This is a genomic window from Allopusillimonas ginsengisoli (assembly GCF_004153455.1).
GTDB lineage: Bacteria > Pseudomonadota > Gammaproteobacteria > Burkholderiales > Burkholderiaceae_B > Allopusillimonas > Allopusillimonas ginsengisoli.
In genome coordinates, this window is record NZ_SDQE01000001.1 from 114,776 (window position 1) to 138,764 (window position 23,989).

Annotated in this window: 22 protein-coding genes and 1 tRNA gene; 10 read left to right on the forward strand and 13 right to left on the reverse strand. The window is 57.8% G+C overall.

Annotated elements, in window-relative coordinates; all coding sequences use genetic code 11:
* Window positions 1-14: 14 nt before the first annotated feature.
* Window positions 15-713: a GntR family transcriptional regulator gene (locus tag ERE07_RS00620; RefSeq protein ID WP_130006952.1), complete on the reverse strand. Its 699-nt coding sequence runs from the start codon at window positions 711-713 to the stop codon at window positions 15-17.
* Complete coding sequence (locus ERE07_RS00625) at window positions 710-2,476, reverse strand: IlvD/Edd family dehydratase (protein ID WP_167670689.1); 1,767 nt, start codon at window positions 2,474-2,476, stop codon at window positions 710-712. Before ERE07_RS00625 ends, ERE07_RS00620 begins: the two co-directional genes overlap by 4 nt.
* Before the next feature lie 126 nt (window positions 2,477-2,602).
* Between ERE07_RS00625 and ERE07_RS00630 the strand changes: the two genes are divergently transcribed.
* The 5 genes from ERE07_RS00630 (at window position 2,603) to ERE07_RS00655 (ending at window position 6,055) form a co-directional block, all read left to right on the forward strand.
* Window positions 2,603-3,601, forward strand: a complete 999-nt coding sequence (locus ERE07_RS00630) for a Bug family tripartite tricarboxylate transporter substrate binding protein (RefSeq protein ID WP_130006953.1) — start codon at window positions 2,603-2,605, stop codon at window positions 3,599-3,601.
* Between the two features lie 72 nt (window positions 3,602-3,673).
* Window positions 3,674-3,749 (forward strand) — tRNA-Thr (locus tag ERE07_RS00635).
* A 242-nt stretch (window positions 3,750-3,991) separates the two neighbouring features.
* Window positions 3,992-4,288, forward strand: a complete 297-nt coding sequence (locus ERE07_RS00640; protein ID WP_130006954.1) for a type II toxin-antitoxin system RelE/ParE family toxin — start codon at window positions 3,992-3,994, stop codon at window positions 4,286-4,288.
* 5 nt (window positions 4,289-4,293) lie between these two features.
* Complete coding sequence (locus ERE07_RS00645; protein WP_130006955.1) at window positions 4,294-4,614, forward strand: addiction module antidote protein; 321 nt, start codon at window positions 4,294-4,296, stop codon at window positions 4,612-4,614.
* Between the two features lie 1,117 nt (window positions 4,615-5,731).
* Entirely contained in the window at window positions 5,732-6,055 is a 324-nt protein-coding gene (locus ERE07_RS00655) for a hypothetical protein (RefSeq protein ID WP_130006957.1), read from the forward strand.
* 103 nt (window positions 6,056-6,158) lie between these two features.
* Here the strand turns inward: ERE07_RS00655 and ERE07_RS00660 are convergent, their stop codons facing one another.
* The 4 genes from ERE07_RS00660 to ERE07_RS00675 form a co-directional block, all read right to left on the reverse strand.
* Window positions 6,159-9,854 (reverse strand): AAA family ATPase, encoded by a 3,696-nt coding sequence (locus ERE07_RS00660; protein WP_130006958.1) that lies wholly within the window; start codon window positions 9,852-9,854, stop codon window positions 6,159-6,161.
* An 11-nt stretch (window positions 9,855-9,865) separates the two neighbouring features.
* The gene (locus ERE07_RS00665) at window positions 9,866-11,188 is read right to left on the reverse strand and encodes an exonuclease SbcCD subunit D C-terminal domain-containing protein (protein WP_130006959.1); all 1,323 of its coding nucleotides are present in this window, start codon (window positions 11,186-11,188) and stop codon (window positions 9,866-9,868) included.
* A gap of 75 nt (window positions 11,189-11,263) precedes the next feature.
* The gene (locus ERE07_RS00670; RefSeq protein ID WP_130006960.1) at window positions 11,264-12,826 is read right to left on the reverse strand and encodes a sulfatase-like hydrolase/transferase; all 1,563 of its coding nucleotides are present in this window, start codon (window positions 12,824-12,826) and stop codon (window positions 11,264-11,266) included.
* Window positions 12,827-12,855: 29 nt separating this feature from the next.
* Window positions 12,856-13,824 carry a tripartite tricarboxylate transporter substrate-binding protein gene (locus ERE07_RS00675; protein ID WP_130007654.1) on the reverse strand — a complete coding sequence of 323 codons (969 nt, stop codon included), beginning with the start codon at window positions 13,822-13,824 and terminating at the stop codon, window positions 12,856-12,858.
* 137 nt (window positions 13,825-13,961) lie between these two features.
* On the opposite strand from ERE07_RS00675, the gene ERE07_RS00680 reads away from it, so the two are divergent.
* Window positions 13,962-14,495 (forward strand): MarR family winged helix-turn-helix transcriptional regulator, encoded by a 534-nt coding sequence (locus ERE07_RS00680; protein ID WP_130006961.1) that lies wholly within the window; start codon window positions 13,962-13,964, stop codon window positions 14,493-14,495.
* Here ERE07_RS00680 and ERE07_RS00685 read toward each other — a convergent pair.
* The 3 genes from ERE07_RS00685 to ERE07_RS00695 all read right to left on the reverse strand — a co-directional run bounded on the left by ERE07_RS00685 (window position 14,487) and on the right by ERE07_RS00695 (window position 17,248).
* The gene (locus ERE07_RS00685) at window positions 14,487-15,305 is read right to left on the reverse strand and encodes a uracil-DNA glycosylase (RefSeq protein WP_130007655.1); all 819 of its coding nucleotides are present in this window, start codon (window positions 15,303-15,305) and stop codon (window positions 14,487-14,489) included. The genes ERE07_RS00680 and ERE07_RS00685 overlap by 9 nt on opposite strands.
* Window positions 15,306-15,359: 54 nt before the next feature.
* On the reverse strand, window positions 15,360-16,247 hold the full coding sequence (locus ERE07_RS00690; RefSeq protein WP_130006962.1) for an ATP adenylyltransferase family protein: 888 nt from the start codon (window positions 16,245-16,247) through the stop codon (window positions 15,360-15,362).
* A 116-nt stretch (window positions 16,248-16,363) separates the two neighbouring features.
* Entirely contained in the window at window positions 16,364-17,248 is an 885-nt protein-coding gene (locus tag ERE07_RS00695) for a pirin family protein (RefSeq protein WP_130006963.1), read from the reverse strand.
* Between the two features lie 408 nt (window positions 17,249-17,656).
* Here ERE07_RS00695 and ERE07_RS00700 point away from each other — a divergent pair, with 408 nt between their 5' ends.
* Window positions 17,657-18,037: a DUF4168 domain-containing protein gene (locus tag ERE07_RS00700; protein ID WP_130006964.1), complete on the forward strand. Its 381-nt coding sequence runs from the start codon at window positions 17,657-17,659 to the stop codon at window positions 18,035-18,037.
* Window positions 18,038-18,144: 107 nt separating this feature from the next.
* Here ERE07_RS00700 and ERE07_RS00705 read toward each other — a convergent pair whose 3' ends face one another.
* Window positions 18,145-19,602, reverse strand: coding sequence for a YdgA family protein (locus ERE07_RS00705; protein WP_167670690.1), 1,458 nt, complete (start codon window positions 19,600-19,602; stop codon window positions 18,145-18,147).
* A gap of 103 nt (window positions 19,603-19,705) precedes the next feature.
* Here ERE07_RS00705 and ERE07_RS00710 point away from each other — a divergent pair, with 103 nt between their 5' ends.
* On the forward strand, window positions 19,706-20,305 hold the full coding sequence (locus ERE07_RS00710) for a 2-hydroxychromene-2-carboxylate isomerase (RefSeq protein WP_130006966.1): 600 nt from the start codon (window positions 19,706-19,708) through the stop codon (window positions 20,303-20,305).
* Between the two features lie 16 nt (window positions 20,306-20,321).
* Here ERE07_RS00710 and maiA read toward each other — a convergent pair whose 3' ends face one another.
* Genes maiA through ERE07_RS00725 form a run of 3 tightly spaced genes read right to left on the reverse strand, consistent with a single transcriptional unit; the run spans window position 20,322 to window position 22,413 of the window.
* Entirely contained in the window at window positions 20,322-20,969 is a 648-nt protein-coding gene (maiA, locus tag ERE07_RS00715; RefSeq protein WP_130006967.1) for a maleylacetoacetate isomerase, read from the reverse strand.
* Window positions 20,966-21,937 carry a 4-hydroxy-3-methylbut-2-enyl diphosphate reductase gene (gene ispH / locus ERE07_RS00720; protein ID WP_130006968.1) on the reverse strand — a complete coding sequence of 324 codons (972 nt, stop codon included), beginning with the start codon at window positions 21,935-21,937 and terminating at the stop codon, window positions 20,966-20,968. The genes maiA and ispH overlap by 4 nt, the downstream gene beginning before the upstream one ends.
* Window positions 21,937-22,413 carry an FKBP-type peptidyl-prolyl cis-trans isomerase gene (locus ERE07_RS00725; protein ID WP_130006969.1) on the reverse strand — a complete coding sequence of 159 codons (477 nt, stop codon included), beginning with the start codon at window positions 22,411-22,413 and terminating at the stop codon, window positions 21,937-21,939. Before ERE07_RS00725 ends, ispH begins: the two co-directional genes overlap by 1 nt.
* Before the next feature lie 48 nt (window positions 22,414-22,461).
* Between ERE07_RS00725 and radC the strand changes: the two genes are divergently transcribed.
* Window positions 22,462-23,232 (forward strand): RadC family protein, encoded by a 771-nt coding sequence (radC, locus tag ERE07_RS00730; protein WP_130006970.1) that lies wholly within the window; start codon window positions 22,462-22,464, stop codon window positions 23,230-23,232.
* A 93-nt stretch (window positions 23,233-23,325) separates the two neighbouring features.
* A complete protein-coding gene (kynB, locus tag ERE07_RS00735; RefSeq protein ID WP_130006971.1) occupies window positions 23,326-23,961 on the forward strand; it encodes an arylformamidase in 636 nt (211 codons plus the stop codon).
* The last annotated feature ends 28 nt before the right edge of the window (window positions 23,962-23,989 follow it).

Genomic DNA, 23,989 nt, shown 5'->3' on the forward strand with positions numbered 1-23,989 from the left:
TGGCGGCAACGCGTTCAGGAGGCGGTTTTGCGGTCAGGCAGGTCGCGCTTGAAATGATGCTGATTGATGGCCAGATATTCGTCTCGCGCCGGTCGGATGTGCTCGCGACATAGTGTGACGAGTGCTTCGCGGCGCCCTTGCTCGAGCGCATCGATAATGGCGCGATGTTCGTGACGCGAACGCGCCTGCGCAGCGGCGGAACGCGCAGACGCGGAACGAACGGCATGGGTCTGGGTGAAATGATACCGAATCGCCGCCACCATCACCCTGTTCGGACACAGGTCGAACAACGCTGCATGAAAGGCCATATTGGTCTTGAAAATCAGACGCGGGTTATTGTCTATCACGGCCTGATCATGCGCAGCCTGCAGCGCCCTGAGGCGCGCAACATCTTCCGGTGCGGCGGGGCAAGCCATGCGGCGGGCGGCTTCGCCTTCCAGCAGATCCCGCATATCGTAGAGATCCTCGAGCTCCGCATAATCATACGACCGCACCACTGCGCCGATATTCTTGCGACGCTCTACGATGCCCAGTTTCACAAGCTCGTTCAATGCCGCGCGGATGACGTGCCGTTTTACCTTGAAACGCCTCATCAAGTCGTCTTCGACCAGCCTCTCCCTGGGATGCAGAAATCCCAGAACAATATCCTCTTCGATTTCACTGACCACCAGTGAAAGCGCGGCATCGACAGATAAGGTTGCAGATGCAGTCATGGCTTGATGTCAGATTTTTCAGGGATGGTGCCATTGCGGGCTTGCGGCATCAGAAAATCAAAATCCACACCCTCGCCGGCTTGTGTCACAGAATCCAGATACAGTTTTTGATAGCCGCGTTCTGCCGTTGGCCGCACGATGTCAAGCTCAGCTTTTCTGCGCTGGATTTCATCATCCGACAGCATCACTTGCAGACGGCGCTCCCTGACACTCAATTTGATCCGATCGCCTGTGCGCACCACCGCCAACGGGCCGCCGATGGCGGCCTCGGGGGCAATGTGCAACACAATCGTGCCCGCCGCAGTGCCGCTCATGCGACCATCGGAAATCCGAACCATGTCTTTCACGCCTTGCCGCGCCAACTTCTTGGGAATGGGGATATAGCCGGCTTCGGGCATGCCTGGCGCCCCGGTGGGACCAATGTTCTTGAGCACCAACACATCCTCTGCCTGGACATCCAGGTCGTCACTGTCCAGACGCCGCGCCATGTCTTCGGCGCTCTCGAAAACGACCGCCCTGCCTTCGTGCTCCATCAAGTCGGGATGCGCTGCAGACTGCTTGATAATGGCAAAATCCGGCGCCAGATTCCCCTGGAGTACGGCGATTCCACCTTGCGGATATAAAGGCGCGCTCAAGGGTCGAATGACCTGCTGTGGGAAGCTGACGTGCTTACCGTCGAGTTCGTCACCCAGTGAGCGGCCAGAGACCGTCAGCGCGTCCAAGTGCAACAATGGCCGCAATTCGCGCAATAGCGTCGGCATACCGCCTGCCTTGTGAAAATCTTCCATGTAATGTTGACCTGATGGCTTCAGATCGATCAAGACGGGTGTTTGGCGGCTGAAGGCATCCACGCGCGCCAGATCGACCTTGAATCCCAAGCGGCCGGCAATGGCCGTGAGATGAATAATGCCATTGGTCGAGCCGCCGATGGCAAGCAGTACACGCAAGGCATTCTCGAATGCCTTTTCGGTCATGATGCGGTCGGGCGTGAGGCCTGTGCGTGCCATCTGCACCGCGGTTGCACCTGTTTGCTCTGCAACGCGCGCGCGATCAGCCGTCACGGCGGGCGGCGTCGCGCCCCCGAATACCATCATGCCCAATGCCTCGGTGAGGCATGCCATGGTGCTGGCCGTTCCCATGACCGAACAAGTGCCTACGCTGGCCACCAGTTGATTGTTGACGTCGCTAATTTCCTGATCATCGATTTGGCTGGCGCGATAATCGCCCCAATACCGCCTGCAATCCGTACAGGCGCCGACACGAACACCGCGGTGAGACCCGGTGAGCATAGAACCCGTCACCAACTGGATTGCCGGAACACCCGCCGACGCGGCGCCCATCAATTGAGCCGGCACGGTTTTGTCGCAGCCGCCGATCAGCACCACACCATCCATGGGCTGTGCCCGCACCATCTCTTCGGTGTCCATGGACATCAAGTTGCGCAAGTACATGCTGGTGGGGTGCGAAAAGCTTTCGTGTATGGATATGGTTGGAAAGTCCATAGGCAAACCGCCAGCCATCAATACGCCGCGCTTGACGGCCTCGATCAACTGCGGCGCATTGCCGTGACATGGATTGTAGGCACTGCCGGTATTCACAATACCGATGACCGGCCGGTTCAGGGCGTCGTCTGTATAGCCGGCGCCTTTGATAAAAGCCTTGCGCAGAAACAGCGAGAAATCCGTATCGCCGTAATTGGTCAGGCCTTTGCCAAGCCCGTTCATGGCCTCGCTGCCGGGTGGCCGTTGTGTTTTGGACGCCATTTTGATACATTGCCTTTTAGATTATTAATAATATTATTAATCATTGATCCGGCGTTAGCAAGCACCTCAATCCCACACCAGCGCCTTGCCCGATGCCAACGTACAACACCCAAGGAGACCAAACTCATGCTATTAAGCAAAACCGCGCTGTCCTGCAGAATTGCCTTTACGTGCCTGCTCACCGGCGCCGCCCTTGTGGGGCCGATTGCCCAGGCGCAGTACCCTGAACAACCCATCAAGCTGCTGGTGCCCTATCCTCCAGGCGGCGCCACGGACGTCATAGGCCGAGTCGTTGGCCAGGCGCTTGCCGAGCGGCTGAATACAACGGTTGTTGTCGAAAACAAGAGCGGCGCATCGGGCAGTATTGGCGCGGCCGATGTAGCCAAGTCAAAACCGGATGGCTACACCATTTTGCTGGGCGCGCTGACCAGTCACTCGATCTACCAGAATCTTTATGCAAAGAATGCCACGTATGATTTGAACAAGGATTTCTCACCGGTCGCGATCGTGGGCAGAGTGCCGCTGGTTTTTGTCACGCATCCATCCGTTCAGGCCGATTCGCTTTCGGCCCTGATCGCCGCCGCCAAGAAGAGCCCTGGCAAGTATTCCATGGCCTCGGCAGGCAATGGCTCTCCTCAGCAAATGGCCAGCGCTCTGTTCGGCATCACGGCGGATGTGGATTTCATTTCGGTGCCTTATCGAGGCAGCGGGCCAGCCATGACCGATCTAGTGGGCGGACAGGTCAACAGCATGATAGAAACCGTGCCCGCCGCGCAGTCATTCATTAAATCTGGCGCGCTCAACGCACTGGCCGTGACGTCGGCCGCCCGCGCGCCTACCCTGCCCGATGTGCCCACCGCCAAGGAAGCGGGCCTGGACAATTTCGAAGTGAGTTCGATGTTCGGCGTCCTCGCGCCGGCAGGCACCCCGCCGGAGCGCATCAATGTACTGGCGGAAGCGGTGGAAAATAGCCTGCAGGACAAGTCCATACAGGATTCACTCTTAGCGCAAGGCGTTGTTGTCGGCTATGAGAACCCCGAGCAAGCCGGCAAGACGATCAGCGCCGAAATCCAGAAATGGCATGACGTCATCGAAAAGGCCAATATTGAGGAGCCGGCCGGCTAGCGCTGTCTGCCGTCAAAAATATGTATAATAGCGGCCTTGATCAAAGACCCAATGCAATGCGGGTTCATCAAGGCCGATGTAGCTCAGTTGGTAGAGCAGCTCATTCGTAATGAGAAGGTCGAGGGTTCGACTCCTTTCATCGGCACCAGAATATCCAATCAAAACAACGCATCACACTGTAAGGTGTAATGCGTTGTTTTGCGTTATTAAGGACTCTACCTCATTATCGGGGGGATCCGCATTCACTAGACACGGTGGCTCTACTCCGTTCCAACCGCATAAGCACACGCTAGCCAGCCCTTGGCAAGAACTGGTCGTCATAACGTGGCAACGAAGAACAATATAGCAACTATAGTTGACATACAACCAAATAGCAACTATAGTTGACACATGATTGAGCTGATCAAGACCAACCTGTTTGACCGCTGGTTGATCGACTTACGCGACCGCAGGGCTCGCGCAAAGATAGAAACCCGCATCCGTAGATTAAGCTTGGGGAACCCTGGCGATGTGAAGCCAGTGGGCGAAGGGATATCTGAAATACGAATCGACTATGGCCCCGGATACCGCGTGTACTACATGCAGCGCGGCCCCGTAGTGGTGGTGCTGCTATGTGGTGGCGATAAGGGAAGCCAGAGCAAAGACATAGCCCTGGCCAAGACCATTGCAGCGCAATGGAAGGAGTAACAACGATGGACATTAAATTCAGTCGATATGACACGGTTGACTACCTCACGACCGAGGAAGACATAGCCGCCTATCTTGACGCTGTGGTGGAAGAAGGCGAACCAGCACTCATTGCGGCGGCACTAGGCGACGTGGCCCGTGCCCGCAACCTTAGCCAGCTTGCCCGCGACGTGGGCATGAGTCGTCAAGGGCTGGACAAGGCGCTTTCGGGAGAGGGGAATCCTAGCCTTTCAACAGTTGTAAAGGTTGCCCATGTACTGGGCTTGCAGCTTTCATTCAAGCCTATCCAAGTAGATCATGAGTCTTCCGAAGCGGTAGCAGGGTAAGCGCCAACGGAATGCAGAGCTCAACGTGCCGTACCATAGTGTCAGAAACTGGTTACGGAGCGCATCAGGCCCGAGCCTGCGACGTCATCGGCTTGAGTCCACGCACGCTGCAACGGCGTCACCACGCACCCTGAATATTCGGCTATCATCATCACCTCGAGGCCTTGCTCGTCGTCCTCGTCTCGTTTCTGGTCATATTTTTTTCAGTGGTAAAGCCCACCCCTTTCAATACACGAGTTAGAGAAAGTTCTTTGGTAGCGTTCCTTTTGGAGGCACAACTTCAAGCTTCGCATTCGTAATGAGAAGGTCGAGGGTTCGACTCCTTTCATCGGCACCAGCACTATTTCTGAATCACCACCAGCCAGAACGGCGCAACTTTTTGGATGCGGCCCGGTTCAGGTCCTTCGCTTCCTGCTCTGCGAACTCTTCCTCTCCCGGCTCATACGATCCCTCATGCATGCAACTGCTGGGGCTCATCTGGCACTGGATACTGCGATTCGAACTCCCTCCTCCAGCCGACGAGCACGCGGAAATGGCTGCGACAAGAAACAGCAATGAGGCGCATCGGCCCAACATTTGAACGGACATATTTCCTATACCTACAGAGTTTGCTACACCCCTTTTTATAACAGACTCTTGTAGAAACCACCGCCTGCCTTATCTCTGCCGCGTGAGCGAATTCCATATTCCATGGATTATGCTGTAGTTGGCCAAATACTGGCATGCTACTTCCGCCAGCCCGAAGCCAACCGCCAATCCAATAAAAAAACCGTACATCGCGACCTGCCTCTGTGTGTATGCATGTGGTCGGATATTAGAGGGTCATGAGAATAATTAGTTGCAAACTTGATATTAGTTGACAATTAAACTTTAAAGCTTGGTCAAGCTCAACATCTGAAAGCACAGCCGGATCCCATGCCCTGGTGATTTCCGACGCGGTTGCCGCATACAAGGAACTTAATAAAAACAAGAAAGGGTTGACATACGTCAATAACTTTATGTAATAAGCATATAAGATTCAGATAAATACGGCTAAGCTGAGGCGCCATACAAAAGTTATGCCTGAACAGTTGCCCGGGCAATAGGCTTGGCCTACCAAATGACAAGCGGGGAAGGAATGGATAGCTACTCACCACATTACTTTACTGGTGCGTCTATCGATGCACGCAAGTTGGTGGTATCAGCCTTGGCTACGGGCTACAACGTTACACTGTTCGATGGCAGGAGGGACGCGCTTGCACACAGCACAGATGCCGACGCTATCATGGCCATGCTCAATGCCGCGAACGAATGTGATCTGCAAATCTACAAAGCAGAAAATTGCGCTCAATTCTTTGTCGGGTTTATCACGCTGGCCTCGGCCAATGGCCGCAGATACATTGCCGATTACTCCAAGGTTCGAGACATTAAAGCGCTGATCGCTCCCTACGACTCGACCTAGTCTGCACGCAACGGTAGCGGCCATGACACAGCACCGCTGCCGATGGGCGGGTAATTCTCACGCACGACCCAGTCGAGCACGGTAAGCTAACCTTTGAAGAGACTCAAGCAGCTACCCGCCGGCAGCCCGGGCCCGAAATTGCGCTGCGCCCGCCATTTTGCGGGCTGACCTGTATCTGTGTCCCGATACGCTCCTTGAGCGCGGCAACGTGAGAAATCACGCCGATCAGCTTGCCCGCCTGTTGCAGACTGGAAAGCGTTGTCAATGCTGTATCCAGCGCATCTTCATCCAGCGTACCAAAGCCTTCATCCAGGAATAGCGAATCGACACGCACGTTTCGGCTGGCCATATGAGACAGACCCAGCGCAAGCGCCAGACTGACGATAAAGCTCTCACCGCCGGACAGATTGATGGTGGAACGAACTTCGCCCGCCTGGTAGTTGTCCATCACATTGAGATCCAGTGGATGTGTCTCATCGCGCACAAGCAGGTAGCGATCGGTCATTTCCTGCAATTGTCTGTTTGCATGGGCCACCATCATTTCGAAGGTCAGACCTTGGGCGAAATTGCGAAACTTCTTGCCGTCCGCAGAGCCGATGAGTTCGTGCAACTGATTCCAGCGCGCACATTCGCGCTGCTGCGCCTCAAGAGTCCCGATGCGCTCCTGCTGAGTTTGCCGCAGCCTGCGGTTGTCTTCGAGCCGGTTGTGCAAACCCGCGATTTCCAGCGTTAACGCTTGCTGCGCAGCACGCAGCTGTTCGGCCTTGCCCAGCAGTTCATCCCGGGGTCTGTCGGTCAGCTGCAGCTGTCGCACTTGCACAAGAAGTGTCTGGCTGTCTTGCGCCCTTGTAGCAAGCGCGGCATGTTCGCTGTCCAACCGGCCGGCCTGTTGCTCCAGGCTGCGGCGCTCTGCTTCTGGAAGGCGGGCAGCGTTGAATTGCGCTTCGTCCTGAAAGCCAGACGACGTCAGGCGCAAGAGAAATGCCGGCGTTTCCAGGGCAATGCGCGATGACCTCGCTGCAAGCGTCGATTCAAGCTCCTGTAGTTTGGCCTGAAAAGCGTGCATCGTACGTTCGCCGGCTTCGTGAGCAGTGCGTGCCTGCTCATGGCGCTGCACAGCGAGGCGCAATGCTTCTGCCAGGCGGCCTTCTTCGCTTTCTGGGCGTTGCTCACCAAACAGCGTCTGGCGAGACTGCACCAGCGCATCACGCTGTTGCGCCAACTCGGCGCGCTGTGTACGACGTGTAGCCTGTTCTTGCTCAAGGCGCTGGATTTGATGGGCCTGCTGCTGAATGCGAGCGTCAAGCAAGGCGATATCCCGCTCAAGCAATAAACGAAGTTGCTGTCTCGCCAACCATGTGGATCGTCGATCTGCCAGCTTGCCCTGCACATCAGCCAGCTCATCCTGCGCCAGCCTCGCCCAGCCAAACGGACCCAGCACCGTACGCAGCGCCTCAAGCATGTCCTCTCTCTGCGCATCGATACTCGCAGCGTCCTGTTGCAGGCGATCGCGTTGTTGCGCGGCGCTCTCTTGCTGAAACCTGGCTTCCTGTCGCTCGCTGCCCGCCTTTGCCAATGTCTCGCGCGCCTGTTCGGCAGCAGTGCGCAGGCCCGCCATGCCCTGCTCAAGACGCTCCGCTTCGTGTACTTGTTTCTGTACCGCCGCGGCGGCGTTCTTGGCATCTTCAAGCAACTGAGCGAGCCCATCCATCGTAATTCCATCGGCCGAAGCGTCTTTATCGTGCTCAAGCGCCCGCCACGCGTCTTGCCAGCGTTTCAGCTCGGCTGTTTCATGCGTAATACGCGCTGTATCGGCCTGATGTTTGGCGCGCGCCTGCTGCATGTCTTTGCGTAGCTCGGTCAAACGTATTGTTGCTGCGGTAAGTGCGGCGCGTGCCGCCCGGAGCGCCTCGCGGGTCTGGGCGAGTTGTTGACGGGTCTCATCAGGCAATGGTGCGATTCTATCGGCGTACGGATGCTCACGCGCGCCACATAAAGGACACGGCTCGCCATCGTGCAAGTGCTGTCGGGCATCTTCCAGCGATGCGATACGCAACAACAAATCCAGTTGGGTCTGCAAGAGTCGCTCTTCGTTCTCAAGCTGCTGTTGATTGGCGTGTGCGGCTTCGGCTTCGCCGGACGCCTGCTGGATGGCCTCATTCAGCAGGCGTATCTGTGCATCGCATTGAACCAGTCCAGTCGATATTTCATCGAGGTGGCGCAGCGCAGCGCCTGCCTTGTCGAGGATATCGGTACGCTGTTGAAATTCGGCCAGCCGCTTGCGCAGTGTCACCAGATCGACACCTTGCAAAACAGTGTGCTGAGCCTGCTGTGCCTCCTGCAACAATCGTTGGTGCCGGGCGAAATCGGACTCGCATTGCTGATACCGTTGCTGCTGCCGCCTATAGGTCTGTTCGCAGGCCGATGCGTGCGCCGAGGCGACCTTCAGTTGATCCTGCTTTGCCTTGCATTGCTGTTGGATAGCCTGCAATGCACTCAACTGTCCTTCTATGCCGGCAAGCTGTGTCACCAGCGCTTCATCTACCTGATTTGCTTCCTGCCAGGCGCGTTCCGCATCCAGAGACCGCTTCTTGCCTGACAGCGCTGTCGTATCATCGCCCTGCTTCCGCATGAGCGCCGACAGGCTTTCGGATTCCACCGCAATCACCTTATCAGCCGTCGCCAGCGGCTGCGTTTTCTCGCGTATAAGCAGATCGAGCTCACGCACCTGACGCAACAAGGGCTGGGCACTGTCATACTCCGCACGCCGCAAGTCCACGGCCTGTGCGGCGGCCATCAGCCTCGTTGCCGTCTCATCGCAGGCCTGCTTCAAAGCCGGCATACGCCTGCCACCCTCTTCCAGGCTACGCCTGTCCGCTTCCTGTTCCTGGCGCAATAGCGCCAATCTCGAATGATCCGCCTCGAGTTCCAGGGCACTGAGCGCGCGGGCAAGCTTGTCCCTCGCTGGCGCGAAGCTTGCCATGCGCATTTTCACGGCCTGCTGCTGTTGATCGATGCTCGCCAGTGTCTGCTCGATCTTTTCGATATTATTCAGCCAGTCCACAGCCCCGGTCTGCTTTTCGATCTCCGTCTGAAGCGTGGCATGGTGGCCCGACTTCTCTTGCAGGCTGGCCTGTAACGCGGCTTCCTGTCCGGCATCAAGAAGCTGCATGCCGGCCAGCTCCGCCAACAGCACCTCTTGTTTGCGCTGCGCTTCGGCCCGCCGTTCATGTACGCGCATGGAGATCAGGCTGTAGATCTCTGTACCCGTGATTTGCTCAAGAATGGGTGCGCGCTCATCAGGCGACGCCTGCAGAAAAGCAGCGAACCCGCCCTGAGCAAGCAGCATGGAGCGGGTAAACCGATCGAAATCCATGCCGGTCGTCTTTTCTATTACACCGGCTACTGCCCTGATTTTGTTTTCGACAATCTGCCCGGAATCTGCGTCGGCGATTTCGTGCCGTGGCTGTTGCAATGCCCCATCAGCCCGCTTGCGCGCGCGATGCTGGCTCCAGTGACAGCGATAGCGCCCCAGTGTCGTTTCAAACGTCACTTCCGCAAAACACTCGGAGGTCTGGCGCGACATGATTTCATTGTCGCTCTGCGTGACTTTGCTCAAGCGCGGCGTGCGCCCGTGCAGCGCCAGGCAAATCGCATCGAGGATTGTCGACTTGCCCGCACCTGTGGGGCCAGTGATGGCAAAGATACCGCCCGACACGTAATCAGGGTGAGTGAAGTCAATCTCCCATTCACCGACCAGTGAATTCAGGTTCTTGAATCGTACTTGCAGTATACGCATCTGTCTGCCGCCTACTCCGCTCGCGTGTCTTCTTCAAGCACTGATATCACGACTTCACGATAACTGTCTCTCAGCGCGAGTTGCTGTGCCAGCGGTACCTTGTGGGCGGCCAGGCATCGTTCAAAAACTTCATCGGGCGCCAGGTCATCGAGCGTTTCATCTTCATGCAGGGATTCCAGAACACGTTCCATGACGCGGTTATTACGCACCCGCAATATCTCTATCTGAGTGCCCGCTACGGCTGTATCCAGCTGCTTGCGCAGGTCTGTAGCGAGGTCCGCGCCTTCGTAGACGATCTCGACCCAGGCCATAGACTGTTCCGCTCCCAATACCTGCAAGGCAGCAGCGATGTCAGCCCAGTCCCCTTTTATTCGCGCCAGCGGCTGGAATACAGGAACATCCAGTAGTGCAACCTCGACGGCAGGCCGGCCATGCCTCGATTCAACATGCCCGGAAGGCGAGATGACCTGCCTGTCATCCGATCCGGCGATATCGTGACCAGCGCCAGCGGCACTGTCTGCGCTCAAGCTGACCAAACACACGCTTTTGGCCTGCGCGGCCTCGCCAAAACCCATGGCCAGCGGCGATCCGCAATAACGTATGGTGTCTGACCCACCCACTTTCTGCGGCACATGCAGATGCCCTAGCGCAAGATAATCAAAGCTATCGGGAAACATGTTTGCCGCAACATGCGCCAGTGAACCAACATACAGTTCGCGCACGCCATCGCCCTCCAGTGTTTTCCCGCCCGCGGTAAAAAGATGGCCCATGCCTACCACGGGCAAGCGGCGGTCCAGGCGCTGCCGCTTAGCCTCCGCCTGTGCAGCCACTTGCGCGTAGTGCCTGCGTATGCCTTCCAGCAGCTTGCGCTCTTTGTCTTCGACGCTTTCGCCCGCTTCAGCTGTTCGAATGTCGCGATCTCGCAGATAAGGCACGGCGCACACAATCAGTTCGGGCTCGCCTTGCGGGTCCCGCAGCACGATCACCTCGTCGTCAGGGCAGTCTGATGCGCTGCCCACCACGTGCACATTCATCGACTTGAGCAGTTCCCGCGGCGCATCCAGAAAAGATGGCGAATCGTGGTTACCCGCGATCACGACCACATGTCTGCAACAGGACTGCGCGACCCGGCAGAGAAACTGGTAGTAGAGTGCTTGCGCGCGATTGCTGGGCGTGCTGGTATCGAAGATATCACCGGCGACCAGCAGCGCATCGACCTTCTCTTGTTCGATGGTGTCAGCAAGCCAGCGAAGAAATGCGTCGAATTCTTCGTAGCGTTTGCGCCCGTACAGCGTACGGCCTATATGCCAATCAGATGTGTGCAGTATTTTCATCAAGCCCCGCCTGTCGCGCCTTCTCGGGGATGATGCCACCCCCGCGGGCACAGTACAGTATATCCGGGGCCAGACTTACCACTGCCCGAAGTACACCCCTGCCTTCTTGTAGGCGTTGGTGCCTTTCTCGACCGCCTCGTCTGTCACCGTACTGCGGCGTTTCAGACGTGTAAACCAGTCGAGCAGGCGGGCCCGGCACGCGGCGCGCACCTCGCCATATTCAGGGTCGCGGCCCAAATCCTGAAACTGGTCCGGATCTGCCTGCAAATCATAGAGCTGCTCGGGCTCATCCAGCCAGTACACATAACGCCAGCGCTCGGTGCGCACCGACCAGGCGCGCGCGTTCTGCGGGGTTTTGCCCGTGTCCAGGCGCGCAAGGCGATAGCTGTAGTCCAGCTCTGAGAAAACACAATCTCGCCAAGGTATGGCTTGCCCGTTCAACAAGGGCAGCAGGCTGCGACCTTCGAGACGATGGGTGGCCAGCGGCAGCCCCAACCATTCGAGCAGAGTGGGCAGAATGTCGACCGACTCCACCAACTGCGCATTGACGGCGCCGCGTGACTCGTCGGCCTCGGCCGACGGATCCATCACGATCAAGGGCACGCGCTGCACGGTATCGTAGAACAGCTCTTTTTCGCCCAGCCAGTGATCACCCAGAAAATCACCATGGTCAGCGGTGAAAATGATCAACGTATTGGCCATCAAGCCGCTACGCTCCATGTAATCGAACAGACGGCCAAGATGATCATCCAGTTGCGTGATCAAACCCTGATATGCGGGACGAACGGTGCGTACGCACGCATCGCTGGAAAAACTGATGCTTTCTTCCTGTTGCCGATAGGCGGCCAATACAGGATGTGCATTGTTTCGTTCGGCCTCATTGCGAATCACGGGCAGGCATTGCTCGGGGCTATACATCTCATGGTAGGGCGCCGGCGCAATGTACGGCCAGTGCGGCTTGACATAGCTCAAGTGCATCACCCAGGGCTCGTCGCCCATGCGCTGCATGAAACCGAGCGCCTGATTGGTCATGTACGCGGTTTCGGAATGTTGCTCATCCACCAACGAGGGATAACATGCGTTGCGCATGTGCCATCCGCTCACTGGCTTACCATCGGGCCCGCGCGCCGAAATCACAAAGTCTGTCCATGGATCATCCGATACATAACCGTGCTTTCGCAGGTAACCAGGATACCCGCTCTCGTCCCCCGGCTCATGATGGCCGTCGTATCGATCGATTTCCTCAAAGCCGCCGCTGCTCAGCAAACGCCCAAGCTCGCTGCCGCCATCCAGCGCCAGGCGCTGCAACCCGGCATGATCGGGCATGACATGGGTTTTACCCGCCAGCACCAGCTTGCGTCCATGGCTGCGCAAGTATTCGCCCATGGTGACTTCGCCGACCGACAGCGGCACGCGATTCCAGGTCGCGCCATGCGTGGAGGGATAACGGCCGGTGTAGTAACTCATGCGGGAAGGCCCGCACACGCCCGAGTTCACGAAGGCCCGGTCAAACCGCACGCCCCGCCGCGCCAACGCATCAATATTGGGCGTACGGATATGAGGGTGTCCATAGCAGGCCAAATGATCGGCACGCAGTTGGTCAGCCATAATGAAAAGGACGTTGCGGCGCTCGCTCATGATATTTTGTGCTCTTCTCTTTCAGCCATTCACTGTGTCACGACAAATCCGGAATCACGGACTACGGGCTCCCATTGCTTGCGAAAATCAGCAATCAGCGTTGCCGTTTCATTCGCATCGGCGGATACCGGAATAAGCGTATTCTGCAACAAGGTTTCCTGAACTTTTGGATCGGCCGTCACCGTCTTGATTGCCTCGCCCAGCATCTGTATCTTTTCGGCCGGCATGGCTGCCGAGGCAAAAAACGCATTCCACCCCGAGGCCTCCAGATCTATACCCGACTCGTCGAATGTTGGTACATCCGGCAGATCCACTTCTCTGTCCTTGCCCGACGTAGCCAGTATCCGAATGCGCTGTCCGGCGTGCTGCCGCGTAAGGACATCCAGCGTATCAATGGCCACTGGTATGACGCCGCCAATCAAGTCGGTCAGCACCGGGGCGGAGCCACGATAGCCAACGATCTCCGCCTTGGTGCCTATGGCATCTGCCAGCATCAAGCCAAAGAAATGCGGCAGGCTGCCGGTAGCGGGTACGGCTACATTGAACTTGTCCGGGTTCGCTTTAGCCCAGGCCACCAGATCCTCGATGTCCTTGATGTCGCTGTCGGCCGAGACCGCCACGCCGAATCCGTACTCAGTCACCATAGACACTGGCTGGAAATCCTTGATCGGATCGTAATCGAGGTTTTTATAAACAAGCGGCGCAACGACCATGACCGCGGGATTGCCCAGAATCAGCACATTCTTTTTCGAATCTGCCGCCTTCACATACTGAGCCGCAATGCGGCCGCCAGCCCCGGTCTTGTTTTCGACGACAACGGGTACGCCCAGTTGTTTCTCCAGCCCCTCGGCAACAATACGTGCCGCCCGATCCGACGCACCGCCCGGCGCGTAACCGACAACCACCGTCAATGGTTCAGTCAACCTCGGTGATTCGGCCTGCGCCCACCCCACGACTGGCAATACACACAAAGCACAGGACAATACGACTTTTTTCATGGCAGTCTGGAACATATTCCATCTCCTCGGACTTGATCTGTTTTACGTTTGGGGGCAGATTAGCAAGCGTACCAATACTTGATCTAATCAATCATTCTCAATACAAGGGTATTCCCCAACACGGAGCCAGCGCCATCATGTCATTTTCTGCCCCGCATCGGGACCCCAAGGCAAGCCATTCGCCTACGTTGCACGACATGATGATGTTTCGTCTGTACAGGGCGTGGTCTGCCGGCAATCCCATTTTTACGCGCCTGTGCGAGGGCCGTTTCAATATCACCCGACGCGAATGGCGCATTCTTGCCATCGTTGCCCAACATGGCGCGCTGACGTCCACCGATCTGGCCCATGCCGCCGCACTGGATGCGGCCCGAACGTCGCGAGCCATCAGTACGCTTTGCCAGAAAAAATTGCTCGAACGCACGCGCGGCCAACCCGATGCAAGAACAGTTCAGGTGTCCGCAAGCAGCGCGGGCATGCAACTGTACGAAGAGATAATGCCTATTGTTGCCGACCTGAACGACTTGATATTTCAGGACCTGAGCAGTCAGGAACTACATGCTTTCGGTACGATGCTGGATCGCATTATCCGGCGAGCCGGCTTGATGCTGGAGGAAGATCTGATCAAGGAGCGAGTGCATCGGGGGCGCGCAGGCGGCTACTCAGGTTGAGGATGCCGTCATCGCCTGGTTGTTGAGCCAGTCTATACCGCGCTCTCCCTGCGACTGCAGCCAGGCGTTCGCGGCACGAAAATGACCGCAGCCCATGAATGGCCGTGGCGGGCGGGTAGCTGACAAAGGCGACGGATGATTGGCACACAACACATGTACCGGGCCCTCCGGCGGCCGGGTATCAAGCAAGGCCTGCTTGGATTGCGCATGCGCCCCCCACAGCAGCAAGACCTTGGGGCGAGGCTGGCGCAACACATGCTGGAGAATGGCGTCAGTAATGGTTTCCCAGCCCCGTTTGGCATGCGAGCCTGCCTGATGCGCCTCGACTGTCAAGCTGGTATTGAGCAAAAGTACGCCTTGGCGTGCCCAGCGTACAAGACTATTGCGCTGAGGCTGAAATTCGTCCGGATACTCCTGGGCCAGTTCGCTGAACATATTGCGCAGGCTGGGCGGTGTACGGCAGGCGTCTGGTACTGAAAACGCGAGCCCCTGTGCCTGGTTGGGGCCATGGTAGGGATCCTGCCCGATGATCACGACCTGCACGTCCTGGGGCGCGGTTTCGACCAGGGCCCGCAAGGGACGCAACGGAAATATCTGTACGCCCTGGGCAAGCCGTTTGTCGAGAACGGCATCCAGCCCCTCCAGGGCAGCGCGAACGGGACTGTCGGCAAAGGCATCTTGCCACGCTGGCGGCAATGACGCCACGTGGCTGACCAGATTACCCTGAAAGGCATTCTGGGCGGCTGGCGCCGACGGCGCATCGCCTGTGGTCAACGGGCGGCCTTGCTCGTCAAAGACAGGAATTTCCATCTGCCTGGCCTGTAAAGAATCATCTTTCACGCTTACCGCTCCATTTTTTTGCCATCAGGATTCAGAGGGAAACCCGGCTTCCGCCAGAACCGCCAGCGGACCCTTGCTGCGCACCGCGTCGAGTTTGTCCGGATGAGTAATGTACAACGCGCCCCCATACGACAACGAGTTGACTGACACATCGCATACGCGCTCGCGCTGGCGCGGCACCATCAGTAGCCAACCATCCTGCGCCAGCATATTGCAGGGAGGCAGCAAGCCTTCGCTGTCGGGCTTGAGCTCCAGAACCTCGCAAGCGCGCAGAAAGGCATTGAACATGCTTGCCGCCGCCGAATCCGGATCTGTATTGCGCCCGCAGTGGGCACGTACGAACAGGTGCCGGAATGGCAAGCCAGGATGCCGACAGTCGTATTGATCTGGCTGGTCGACAGGAAGCGCATCAACCAGATAGGCCAGCCCTGGATTGCCTGGTTCACCGGGTGTCCATTGAACATGCTTATGCCGCTGGCTCGCGCCCGCGGCTTCGCCGCCATTGTAGAACCCCAGTCCGCCTGCTTCTGCCATGATGCGGGCCAGGGCTACAAAATCCGTCAACGCCAACGGTGTGCGCTGCTCCTCAAATTGTTTACGGGCCAACACCAGATGACGATCACACACCGGAAACTTGTTGAGCACCACATTGTGATCGTCGCCCAGCGTGCCGACTGTCAGCATGGGATCGGGCGAGAGAAAAGGATTGAAGTTGGGGTCTCGAGGCCCGCCCGGCAAGACAGCGGATTTGGCATCTTTTTCTGATCCGGAGGGCACCCACCGCAGCGTAAAGCGCAAGCCGCGATCCAAAAGCTGAATCGAGTTCGCCCTGCTGGAATGCAGGGCGCCCGCGGCACGCGCACTGACACTGCGCTGGTCTACCGCGCGTATGAAGGCATGATCTGTGGCCATGATTAACCTCTGTCTAGTTCAAGCGCCGCATTCCGGACACTGCGTAACCATGCCACATTTCAGAGACGGAGGCCATCCTGGATGAGCTGGAGAGCCTTCTTCGACGCGCATCCCCCTCAGGCCTGAGCGTGAAACTTCCCGGCCTGGTAATCCTCGAAAGCCTGCAACAGCTCCTGACGGGTATTCATGACAAAGGGGCCGTGCTGGGCAATGGGCTCGCGCAATGGCTTGCCTGCAATCAGCAACGCGCGCGCGAGCCCACCTGCCGTCAAGACAACTCCATCGCCATCGTTGGCCAGGATAGCCATCCGGCCGGACTCGACAAGCTCGTCGCCTATCGACACCTGCCCGCGATAGACAAAAACAAACCCGTTGAACCCCTGAGGCACCGACTGCGCAAGCGACCCCGCTGCATCGAATGCCACATCAAGATACAGCGGCTCTGTCACTGGACGCTGTACCGCGCCAGCCACGCCATGGCTGCTGCCGGCAATCACCCGTATCCGTATACCTTCGCCTGGTTGAACCTCGGGAATCTCTTCGCTTTGAATGTCGCGGTAGCCCGGAGCTGTCATCTTGTCGCGCGCAGGCAAATTGAGCCAGAGCTGGAACCCCTCCATACGTCCGTGCTCCTGCTCGGGCAATTCGGAGTGAACTAAGCCTCGGCCAGCCGTCATCCACTGCACGCCGCCATTTTGCAGCAAGCCCTCATGCCCTGCACTGTCGCGGTGACGCATGCGACCGTCAATCATGTAAGTCACCGTCTCGAATCCGCGATGGGGATGATCCGGAAACCCCGCAATGTAGTCGTCCGGATTATCGCTGGCGAAATTATCCAGCATCAGATAAGGATCAAGACGCAACTGCAGGTCGTTGGTCAGTACACGCGTGAGCTGTACGCCGGCGCCATCGGACGTTGCCATCCCGCTCACCTGGCGTTCTACGCTGCGCGGATGCTCGACGAGCTCGGCCTGTAGCGTACGAAGAGGGGCTGCTGTCATCGTTTCTCTCCTGAAAGCCGCGGCATACGGCGCTCACGGCGCTTTGCCGTGGCCCGGCATCCGACGGCCAGATATATAGTAGATGAACAGAATTATAAATAGCCTCATTTACAAGGATAAGCTAGTATAAATGGGAAAGATTGTCCCATTTATGAAACCAGTTTATGTAACCAGCTCGCCTGACACTGCGGACAAGTTGTCCACATTACCTGTGCACAACCCTGGGTAAAAGAAGGGGGCTTCTTATCCAAACGTAATATTCATGCCGAATTCTGACTGAGGGGCAAAAATCGGCCTGCTCAGTTACCCAGGGTTTCCCCTCGACATGTCTCACAACGCAATGCACTTGTAATCCTCACCAGGGTTGTCATCATGAGACTTCCTACATCGCAGTTGAAAGGAGATTGCATGCATAAACGAATCAGCAACGTTATTTCGGGCTGCCTGCTCGCGGCCGGTCTGGTCAGCGGGGCCGCCATGGCCCAACAGTCTGCGGCACCCGCAGCAGCACCTCAGGCAGCCGCTCCCGCAGCCAACTACTCAGACGTCCAGCTGAAACAGTTCGTGAACGCGTCGCAGAAAGTGGCGATGATCTCGCAGGAATACACGCCCAAGCTTGAGGCAGCCAAAGACGATGCGGGCAAAAAGCAAGTGTTTGAAGAGGCCGATGCCAAGATGGTCGATGCCGTACACAAGGAAGGCATGACGGTTGACCAGTTCAATGGTATCAACCAGGCGCTGCAGCAAGATCCCAAACTGGTGGAGCGCGTGCAGCAAATGGTTCAATAAAACCGCGCGGCCGCTACGCTGGGCGTTAAACGAGTTTCAAGCACACAGGGCCGGCAAACAGTGTTTGCCGGCCCTGTGTGCTGTTGCGCGCGAAAATAATGCGGCGACTACATCAACAGGGTCATGGCTCTCATCATGAAATCCTGCACTGACATTGCCTTGCCGTTGACAACCACGCCATTGTCTTCATAGAGAATATCCGTGCTGGCTTGGTCGCTATCCACCTTGACCAGCTCCGCCTGCCCCAGACGCGATACATACTGGTCGTACAGCAAGCCCCCCATCTGTTCAAGCTGCTGGCGCTCGCCCTGATCCTGTTGCAACTGCCCGAACATTTCTATGAGCATGGCGCGCGACACATTCAGGGAAAGCGCAAGCTTGTTGATGTATTCAGGCACCAGCATCCCTGCGGACTGCGCACCGTCGCCTGAAGGAGCGGCAAGGTTCAGATGCAGGCTCGCACGGCTCTCGCCCTTGGCGTTCTTCCAGACAACCGGGTCGAACTCGATTTTGGGACTGGAAGCCAGCACCGTCATCGCCTTGGCCTGAAGCGCCGCCTGATCTTCCTGTGTCAAGCGAAAGTCTTCATCCTGCTCCGCACCGTGTGCGGCGGCAATGGCATCGTATTCGTTGCCCAGGGCAACCAGCGCCTTGACATCCAGCTGGCTCAGCTTGCCACCCAGCGTGATACTGCCCATGTCTGTCTTGCCAACCAGGACCCGGCCAAAATCGTAGCGCAACGTGCCATCCAGCATGGGCCCGGCCTGAGTGCTGTTCAGATGAGCAACTACATTCTCGAGCGTGAACGACTCATCAGCCTGACGCTCCGCCTCGCCACTGTCTATCAGGACAGAGGCGATCGTTGCCTGGCTTTCGGACGTGACGGTGTCCTGGGCATCGGTACGGCTGGTGCCGCTGGCTTCAATCCCCTTGATCTGTACACTCCCGCCCGACGGGGTGTCGGTGGCAATGAGCGAATCAAACTGGCCCTTGGCGCTGTTATCTTTGAAGTCATTGCTGAAATCCATCGACAATGTGCCGCCGCTGAAATCGAAACGTATGTTGTCCTTGCCTTCGAAAGTGGCCGGCTGGAACGCCCAGATGGAGCGGCCGTTGCCCGAGAAATCAATATCGGTACTGGCCGTCAACGGCGACGCACCATTCTGGCTATCTACCCAAGCCTGAGTCGTGGGCGTGGCGACCAGCGTGGTATCGCTATGGGCGAGCAAGGGCTGAAGGCGGCCCGCCTTGAGCGCGCCCAACGGAAACGGGCCATGCTGGACGTGGTCTTGCAAGCGAATTTCGAAAGGCTCGCCCTTGGCATCCTTGGCATTAAGGCTGTACACCACGTTTGAGGAAAACAGCCCGCGCTGGTAGTCAATGATTGCGAGCTGGGCGCCACTGCGCGCAGCTTCGTCGCCCAGCATCTCCACCACTCTCGCATTGGCCTGCTCGACCGCATCCTGAACGACTTCTTGGGTACGTTTTCCTACGTACCAAGTGGATCCGACGTAAGCGATTCCAAGGATAACGATGACGCCTATTGCCCCGGTAGATTTCTTCACTGCTTCCCCAATTCGATTGATATAACAGTTCATTATCGCCCAATTGCGCCAACTCTAAAACCTTTCTACGATACAGGCTTCACCCCGACAATCAGGAAAGCTTATGTCACAGGCGCTCGACTTTTATTTTGAGTTCTCTTCTCCTTACGGGTATTTCGCCAGCACGCAAATCGACGCGCTGGCACGCGATATTGGCCGCACCGTAAACTGGCACCCTATTTTGCTCGGTCCCATGTTCAAGGCCATGGGTTCCGCGCCGCTGACCGACATTCCGCTCAAGGGCAAGTATGCGCGCCATGATTTCGAACGCACTGCAGCGCTGTTCGACATTCCTTATCAGTTTCCGGACACATTCCCTATTGCCACCGTTGGCGCTGCGCGTGCCACGCTATATGTGCAACAGCATGACCCACAGCGTGCGGTCGAATTGATACACCATCTGTACCGTGCCTATTTCGCTGACGGGCGGGATATCAGCGATAACCACACCGTGCTGAGCATCGCCAAAGAGTGCGGCCACGATCCTGACGCGGTCGCAGCCGGCATGGCTGACGAGCACATCAAGAATTTACTCAAGTCCGAAGTGTCTCAAGCTATTGAGCGCGGCGTATTCGGCTCGCCGTTCATTATTATTGACAATGAACCGTTCTGGGGCTTTGACCGCTTTCCACACATCCGCAAATGGGCAGGCGCGAAGCGCTGACTCGCTGGCGTCTTCGCTATCCTTCGCTATCCGGTTGGCTGCCAGGCGCCGCATCACAAAAGGCATCCAGCTCGGTGCAGGCCGCGTCGATGCGCATGATGGTCGGAAAAGCACTGGTGTCGCAGCCCATGCGACGCGCATTGAACAGTTGCGGAACCAGGCAGGCGTCGGCGTAGCCGGGTTGGTCTCCATGGCAGAAACGTCCGGTATCGGGGTGATCGGCCAGCAGTGCCTCGACAGCACCCAAGCCCACAGCGATCCAGTGCTTGTACCAGCCATTACGAGCGTCGTCATCCTGCCCGAGTTCATGCTTGAGGTATTTGAGGACCCGCAAATTGTTCAGCGGATGAATGTCACAGGCAATATTCTGCGCAATGGCGCGCACGCGTGCCCTGCCTGCGGCGTCCGTAGGCAGCAAGGGCGGCTGAGGATGAGTTTCTTCGAGGTATTCCAGGATAGCAATGGACTGCCCAACCGTTACATCGTTATCGACCAGCGTGGGAACCAGTTGCGAGGGATTCACCGCACGGTAGCTATCCGAAAACTGCTGCCCGCCTTCCTTGAGCAAATGCACCGGAATCGTTTCATAGGACAGCCCTTTGAGGTTGAGCGCAATACGAACGCGATAAGCAGCCGAGCTGCGAAAATAACTATACAGCTTCATGTCGTTTCCTTGAGTTTTCGCGACAACTCACGCGGCAGGGGGAAGGCTATCCCTTCGGGGGTGCCCTCCAGGGTACGCACTGATACCGCACCCAGCGTCTTAAGGCGGTCGATCACTTGCTGGACCAGGATCTCCGGCGCCGAGGCACCCGCTGTCACGCCGACTCGTCGTGCCCCCTGGAGCCAGGCAGGATCGATCTGGTCTGCGTTATCTACCAGATGCGCCTGCGCACCCTTGCGTTCGGCCACTTCGCGCAATCGGTTTGAATTCGAACTGTTGGGGCTTCCCACGACCAGCACCAGGTCACAGCCCGGGGCCATGATCTTGACCGCATCCTGCCGATTCTGCGTGGCATAGCAGATGTCGCTCTTCTTGGGCTCGACAATATTTGGAAAGCGCTCACGCAGCGCTTGCGCCACAATGCCTGCATCATCCACGGACAGCGTCGTCTGGGTGACGAACGCCAGATTCTCGGGATCAGCGACTTGCAACGCTGCCACATCTTCAGGCGTTTCAACCAGATACATGCCGCCTTCAGATTGACCCAAGGTGCCCTCGACCTCCGGGTGCCCACGATGGCCGATCATGATGATCTCGCGCCCCGCGGCTCGCATGCGCGAGACTTCCATGTGGACCTTGGTCACCAGCGGACACGTTGCATCAAAGACCTTGAGGCCCATGCGCTCGGCTTCTTCGCGCACAATGCGGGAAACGCCATGGGCGGAGAAGACAACAATCGCCCCTTTGGGCGCTTCGTCCAGTTCGTCGATGAAAATGGCGCCCTTGTCACGCAAATCCTGCACAACATAGCGGTTATGGACAATTTCGTGGCGCACATAGATAGGCGCGCCAAAGAGTTCCAAAGCACGCTCGACAATGTCGATGGCACGATCCACGCCAGCACAAAAGCCTCTGGGCTGCGCCAGCACGACTTCCGGCGCCGCAGGATCCACAATGCGATTCGGCATTACATGACTCCCAACAAGGATACTTCGATGCGAAGATCCGCCCCCGCCAGGGGGTGATTGAAATCGAACAGGGCGGACTGCTCGTCGAGCTGCTTGAGCACACCCGAGTAGCGCCCGCCGTTCGGCGCTGTGAACTCTACCATGTCGCCTGGCGTAAAGCCCGAATCGGCCGCGGCATGCTCATCGAGCACGGCGCGCGATACGCGCTGCACAAGGTCGGGATTGCGTTCGCCATAAGCCTGGGCGGCAGGCAGATCCACGGAAAACCGGGCGCCCTCCGGCTGACCCAGCAAGGCTTCTTCCATCCCAGGCGCCCATTGGCCTGCCCCCATCTGCAGGGTTGCGGGATTGCCGCCGAATGTATCGGCGAACACCTCGCCAGCAGCCGGACCCGACACCAGTTGGATGCGGTAGTGCAGGGTGAGATAGGAATCAGGGCGGACAATTGCCTGCGCTGGATCGGAAGAGGTCGTCAAAATCTGTCACCGTAGAAGATTGCAATCTCCTCTATTTTAGAGCCTCTTATGCCACTTCACATCCCGACACCGCAATCCAGCCAAAAAAACGACCGCAAGCCGGCGTCCCGACCAAGGCCGCGCAGCATTCCCACAGCACCATTCCAGGCCGCGGGTACCCACTTCCAGCCGGAGCGGCCACGCGAACGGCTGCTGGCCCATGGCCCGCAGATACTGACAGACGCAGAGCTGCTGGCCATTATCCTGCGCACAGGCACATCGGGATGCGACGCAATTGCGCTCGGGCAAAAGCTGGTCAGCCAGTTCGGTGGCCTGCGCGGCCTGCTCAATGCCTCTCCCCAGGCACTGCTATCCATCCAAGGCCTGGGCATCGCGAAAACCTGCGAGATCCTCGCCATCAGCGAGCTGAACCGCCGCGCCCTGGAAGAGGCCCTGGCCGTCGGCCGGACGCTGGATCATCCGCAGCGAGTAAAACAATACTGCGTCGCCCGACTCGGCCACCTCACTATCGAACACTGCATCGCGTTGTACCTGGATAATCAACTACAGCTGATCGCTGCAGAAGAAGTTGCGCGCGGCACCCTGACCCAGGCCCCAGTCTATCCTCGCGAGATCGTCAAGGCGGGCCTGGCGCATCATGCGGCGGCAGTCATTCTTGCCCATAACCACCCGTCTGGGACCGCCAGGGCCAGTGAAGCAGACATCAGCCTCACCCGCCATCTCAAACAGGCACTTGCGATGGTGGACATACGTTTGGTTGATCACCTTATCGTGGCCGGCACCACCGCCGTTTCGCTCGCCGAACAGGGACAATGTTGAAAAGCAGACAGTCATTTTGTTATAGGCTTAAAATATAAAGCACCATGAACAGCGGGGATCACATCACGCATATTCCCGGCAAAGGCTAACGTCATGCAGCGACAACTATGGGACATTTCTCCGCAGGTTTCAGCAAAATCGCCCGTTTTTCCGGGCGATACCGCCTACTCGCAAACCTGGACGGCAACGCTGGATGAGCAATGCCCCGTCAATGTCAGCGCGATCACGCTCTCGCCGCACGTTGGTGCGCATGCCGACGCGCCCTTGCACTACAGCCGTGATGGCGCTGCGGTTGGCGCCCTGTCTCTGGAACCCTTCTTGGGTCCATGTCGTATCATCCACGCGCTCAGCGCCAGCCCGTTGATCGAACCAGCGCACCTGCTGCCCTTCCTGGAGGCTGCGCCGCCGCGTATTCTGGTGCGTACGCGCAAGCATGCCAGCGTCGATGCCTGGACCAACGACTTTTCCGCTTTTGCGCCCGCCACCATTGAACTGCTGGCTCAACGCGGTGTGACACTTATCGGGCTGGACACGCCAAGCATCGACCCAGCCACCAGCAAAACCCTGGACAGCCATCAGGCGATACGGCGCCATGGCATGCGTGTCCTGGAAAACCTTGTACTGGACAACGTACCAGCCGGCGATTATGAACTGATCGCCTTGCCGCTGGCGCTGGCCGAGGCCGATGCCAGCCCGGTTCGCGCAATACTGCGCCAGTTGCCAGACTGACCTGGTCGTACTTACCGAAACCATCAAC

Bases quoted from the DNA above. Each gene is read 5' to 3' on its own strand.
- ERE07_RS00640 (WP_130006954.1), top strand. From the start codon at position 3,992: ATGATTGAGCTGATCAAGACCAACCTGTTTGACCGCTGGTTGATCGAC.
- kynB (WP_130006971.1), top strand. From the start codon at position 23,326: ATGCAGCGACAACTATGGGACATTTCTCCGCAGGTTTCAGCAAAATCG.
- ERE07_RS00655 (WP_130006957.1), top strand. From the start codon at position 5,732: ATGGATAGCTACTCACCACATTACTTTACTGGTGCGTCTATCGATGCA.
- maiA (WP_130006967.1), bottom strand. From the start codon at position 20,969: ATGAAGCTGTATAGTTATTTTCGCAGCTCGGCTGCTTATCGCGTTCGT.
- ERE07_RS00680 (WP_130006961.1), top strand. From the start codon at position 13,962: ATGTCATTTTCTGCCCCGCATCGGGACCCCAAGGCAAGCCATTCGCCT.
- ERE07_RS00710 (WP_130006966.1), top strand. From the start codon at position 19,706: ATGTCACAGGCGCTCGACTTTTATTTTGAGTTCTCTTCTCCTTACGGG.
- ERE07_RS00630 (WP_130006953.1), top strand. From the start codon at position 2,603: ATGCTATTAAGCAAAACCGCGCTGTCCTGCAGAATTGCCTTTACGTGC.
- ERE07_RS00660 (WP_130006958.1), bottom strand. From the start codon at position 9,854: ATGCGTATACTGCAAGTACGATTCAAGAACCTGAATTCACTGGTCGGT.
- ERE07_RS00625 (WP_167670689.1), bottom strand. From the start codon at position 2,476: ATGGCGTCCAAAACACAACGGCCACCCGGCAGCGAGGCCATGAACGGG.
- ERE07_RS00670 (WP_130006960.1), bottom strand. From the start codon at position 12,826: ATGAGCGAGCGCCGCAACGTCCTTTTCATTATGGCTGACCAACTGCGT.
- ERE07_RS00690 (WP_130006962.1), bottom strand. From the start codon at position 16,247: ATGGCCACAGATCATGCCTTCATACGCGCGGTAGACCAGCGCAGTGTC.
- ERE07_RS00695 (WP_130006963.1), bottom strand. From the start codon at position 17,248: ATGACAGCAGCCCCTCTTCGTACGCTACAGGCCGAGCTCGTCGAGCAT.
- ERE07_RS00700 (WP_130006964.1), top strand. From the start codon at position 17,657: ATGCATAAACGAATCAGCAACGTTATTTCGGGCTGCCTGCTCGCGGCC.
- ispH (WP_130006968.1), bottom strand. From the start codon at position 21,937: ATGCCGAATCGCATTGTGGATCCTGCGGCGCCGGAAGTCGTGCTGGCG.
- ERE07_RS00665 (WP_130006959.1), bottom strand. From the start codon at position 11,188: ATGAAAATACTGCACACATCTGATTGGCATATAGGCCGTACGCTGTAC.
- radC (WP_130006970.1), top strand. From the start codon at position 22,462: ATGCCACTTCACATCCCGACACCGCAATCCAGCCAAAAAAACGACCGC.
- ERE07_RS00645 (WP_130006955.1), top strand. From the start codon at position 4,294: ATGGACATTAAATTCAGTCGATATGACACGGTTGACTACCTCACGACC.
- ERE07_RS00685 (WP_130007655.1), bottom strand. From the start codon at position 15,305: ATGGAAATTCCTGTCTTTGACGAGCAAGGCCGCCCGTTGACCACAGGC.
- ERE07_RS00620 (WP_130006952.1), bottom strand. From the start codon at position 713: ATGACTGCATCTGCAACCTTATCTGTCGATGCCGCGCTTTCACTGGTG.
- ERE07_RS00675 (WP_130007654.1), bottom strand. From the start codon at position 13,824: ATGAAAAAAGTCGTATTGTCCTGTGCTTTGTGTGTATTGCCAGTCGTG.